Source organism: Bradyrhizobium sp. 23 (assembly GCF_023073295.1).
GTDB classification, from domain to species: Bacteria; Pseudomonadota; Alphaproteobacteria; order Rhizobiales; family Xanthobacteraceae; genus Bradyrhizobium; species Bradyrhizobium canariense_D.
In genome coordinates, this window is record NZ_JADPJF010000037.1 from 233,709 (window position 1) to 236,458 (window position 2,750).

Below are 2,750 nucleotides of genomic sequence, written 5' to 3' on the forward strand. Positions count from 1 at the left end.
CTTCGCGCCACCTTCTCCCACAAGGGGAGAAGGAAGAAGGGCCTCAATCCACCTTCCGGATCCAGTTGTGCGGATCGTTGGTGCGGCCGTACTGGATGTCGACGAGCTGCTTGCGCAGGCCCATGGCGACGGGGCCCGCGGCACCGCCGCTGATCTCGAAATCGCCGCTCACCGAGCGCACCGTGCCGATCGGCGAGATCACGGCGGCGGTGCCGCAGGCAAACGCTTCCTTCAGCTTGCCGCTGGCCGCATCCTTGCGCCACTGGTCGAGCGAGTACGGCTCCTCACGCACGGTCTTGCCGGCGTCTTTGGCCAGCGCAATGATGGAGTCGCGGGTGATGCCGGGCAGGATGGTGCCCAGCGGCGGCGTCGAGAGCGACCCGTCGTCGAACACGAAGAACACATTCATGCCGCCGAGCTCTTCGATGTAGCGGCGCTCGATTGCATCGAGAAAGACGACCTGGTCGCAGCCGTGCTGGATCGCCTCGGCCTGCGCACGCAGGCTTGCGGCATAGTTGCCGCCGCATTTGACGGCGCCGGTGCCGCCGACGGCAGCGCGCGTGTAATTCTCCGACACCCAGATCGAGACCGGCGCGGGGCCGCCCTTGAAGTAGGAGCCGACCGGCGAGGCGATCACCGCGAAAATGTATTCGGACGACGGCTTGACGCCGAGGAAGGTCTCGCTCGCGATCATGAAGGGGCGCAGGTAAAGGCTGCCCTCGCCGCCCGGCATCCAGGCGCGATCGATGCGCACGATTTGCTCGACCGCCTCGATGAAGACGTCTTCAGGGAGCTGCGCCATCGCCATGCGGTCCGCCGAGTCCTTGAAGCGCCGGGCATTGGCATCGGGGCGAAACAGGTTCACGCCGCCGTCGTCGCGCTTGTAGGCCTTGAGGCCTTCAAAAATTTCCTGGGCGTAGTGCAGGACGGCGCCGGCCGGATCGAGCTGGAAATTGGCGCGGGCCTCGACACGCGCCTCGTACCAGCCACCCTTGGCCTGGTTGTAGCGGACCACTGCCATGTGGTCGGTGAAGACCCGCCCGAAACCGGGGTCGACCAGCTTGGCGACCCGATCCTTCTCGGAGGTCGGATTGGATGCGGGCTGGATGTCGAATTTCATGCTCATGTCCTTGCCTCCCGCTGCCGGTAGCGGCGCCGTTGTGGCACCCGCCTGCCCCGATTTGGGCCCGGCTGGCTCGATTGGTTTCTGGCCGGACCGCCGCCAGCCTTGTTACGGCCGGTTTCCGTGGCCAGCATGTCACGGAGGACATGCTTTTGCGGAAGACGGAAGTCCAGTATGTTTTGCCGAAATGCCGTTCGACATCGCACGGTAGATCTGCTCCGGCCGTTGCCGCCTGTCCGGCCCACTGCGGCCGCCTTGCTTCGACGCCCACCCGACGCGAAACGATCTAAAATTTCGTGCGGGCTGATCGTTTTGTAACATTGAGACCAAGATACGTCAATATGCCTGACATAAATTTCGCGACTCCTTCTCAAGACGCAGCCGGGCCGCGGCCGGCCGCAGACGACGGAGGCAATTTGCGCTGGGATATCATCGAACTGCTGTTCTTCGCCTATCGCGATTTTGTCGGCGATCCCGACCAGGAGCTGGAGGCGTTCGGCTTCGGCCGGGCCCATCACCGCGTCATGCACTTTGTCTATCGTTATCCCGGCCTCAAGGTCGCCGACCTCCTCGACGTCCTGCGCATCACCAAGCAATCGCTCGGCCGGGTGCTCAAGCAGCTCCTGGACGAGGGCTATATCGTGCAGAAGACCGGCGACAATGATCGCCGCCAACGCCTGCTGTTTGCGACACCGAAGGGCGAGGCGCTGGTGCAGAAGCTCGCCGGCCTCCAGACCACGCGCATCACCAAGGCGCTTGCCGAGATGGCGCCGCAGGATGCCGAGACCGTCAAGCGCTTCCTGCGCGCGATGATCGACCGCGACGATCCGGACAAGGTGCTCGAGACGATCTTTGCCACCGTCAATCAGGACAAGGAGTGACCGTGCCGCTCGCTGCCACGCTCGCACGCCCGCCGGCACGTCCCGCAGACGATGCCCCGCATCTCCTGCTGGTCGATGACGACCGCCGCATCCGCGATCTGCTCTCGCGCTTCCTTGCCGGCGAAGGTTATCGCGTCTCGACCGCCGCGAGCGCTAGCGATGCCCGTTCCAAGCTTTTGGGCCTGCACTTCGACCTCTTGATCCTGGATGTCATGATGCCCGGCGAGACCGGCTTCGATCTCGCCCGTTTCATCCGGACCTCGTCCTCGGTGCCGATCGTGATGCTGACGGCGCGGCATGAAGCCGAAGCGCGCATCGAGGGCCTGCAGATCGGTGCCGACGATTACGTCGCAAAGCCGTTCGAGCCGCGCGAGCTTGCGCTGCGCATCAACAACATCCTCAAGCGCGCCGCGCCGCCGCCACAGGCCGCTGCGGTCGAGAAGATCGCGTTTGGCCCGTACATCTATCACCTCGACCGCGGCGAATTGCGCCAGGGCGAAGACGTCATTCACCTCACCGACCGCGAGCGCGAGATGCTGCGGATTTTGTCGGAGACACCGGGCGAGACCGTGCCGCGCAGCGCGCTGACCGGCAATGGCAGCGTCAACGAGCGCGCCGTCGACGTGCAGATCAACCGCCTGCGGCGCAAGATCGAGACCGATCCCGCCAATCCGCTGTTCCTCCAGGCCGTGCGCGGCATCGGCTACCGGCTGGTAGCCTCGCCATAAAGAGTGAACCGCCACCGA

The 2,750-nt window shown here is 64.8% G+C and carries 3 protein-coding genes; 2 read left to right on the forward strand and 1 reads right to left on the reverse strand.

All coding sequences use genetic code 11. From position 1 onward, the window contains the following. Positions 1 to 43: 43 nt before the first annotated feature. Positions 44 to 1,126 carry a branched-chain amino acid aminotransferase gene (locus IVB32_RS07180; RefSeq protein WP_026232543.1) on the reverse strand — a complete coding sequence of 361 codons (1,083 nt, stop codon included), beginning with the start codon at positions 1,124 to 1,126 and terminating at the stop codon, positions 44 to 46. Positions 1,127 to 1,464: 338 nt separating this feature from the next. Here IVB32_RS07180 and IVB32_RS07185 point away from each other — a divergent pair, with 338 nt between their 5' ends. Beyond that, complete coding sequence (locus tag IVB32_RS07185; protein WP_007596846.1) at positions 1,465 to 2,004, forward strand: MarR family transcriptional regulator; 540 nt, start codon at positions 1,465 to 1,467, stop codon at positions 2,002 to 2,004. Continuing rightward, positions 2,001 to 2,732, forward strand: coding sequence for a response regulator transcription factor (locus IVB32_RS07190; protein ID WP_018453502.1), 732 nt, complete (start codon positions 2,001 to 2,003; stop codon positions 2,730 to 2,732). Before IVB32_RS07185 ends, IVB32_RS07190 begins: the two co-directional genes overlap by 4 nt. The last annotated feature ends 18 nt before the right edge of the window (positions 2,733 to 2,750 follow it).